General features: G+C 52.7%; 1 rRNA gene. It reads left to right on the plus strand.

Features of this window, described 5'->3' with window-relative positions:
- Window positions 1-20: 20 nt before the first annotated feature.
- A 16S ribosomal RNA gene (locus tag AC0C45_RS30050) occupies window positions 21-628 on the plus strand; the annotation flags it as partial.

The raw sequence follows: 628 nt of genomic DNA on the forward strand, positions 1-628 counted from the left end.
AATTGAGCAAGTCAAACATTTCTTCGGAGAGTTTGATCCTGGCTCAGGATGAACGCTGGCGGCGTGCCTAATACATGCAAGTCGAGCGAACTGATTAGAAGCTTGCTTCTATGACGTTAGCGGCGGACGGGTGAGTAACACGTGGGCAACCTGCCTGTAAGACTGGGATAACTTCGGGAAACCGAAGCTAATACCGGATAGGATCTTCTCCTTCATGGGAGATGATTGAAAGATGGTTTCGGCTATCACTTACAGATGGGCCCGCGGTGCATTAGCTAGTTGGTGAGGTAACGGCTCACCAAGGCAACGATGCATAGCCGACCTGAGAGGGTGATCGGCCACACTGGGACTGAGACACGGCCCAGACTCCTACGGGAGGCAGCAGTAGGGAATCTTCCGCAATGGACGAAAGTCTGACGGAGCAACGCCGCGTGAGTGATGAAGGCTTTCGGGTCGTAAAACTCTGTTGTTAGGGAAGAACAAGTACGAGAGTAACTGCTCGTACCTTGACGGTACCTAACCAGAAAGCCACGGCTAACTACGTGCCAGCAGCCGCGGTAATACGTAGGTGGCAAGCGTTATCCGGAATTATTGGGCGTAAAGCGCGCGCAGGCGGTTTCTTAAGTCT

The organism is Priestia sp. VA7, assembly GCF_055710015.1.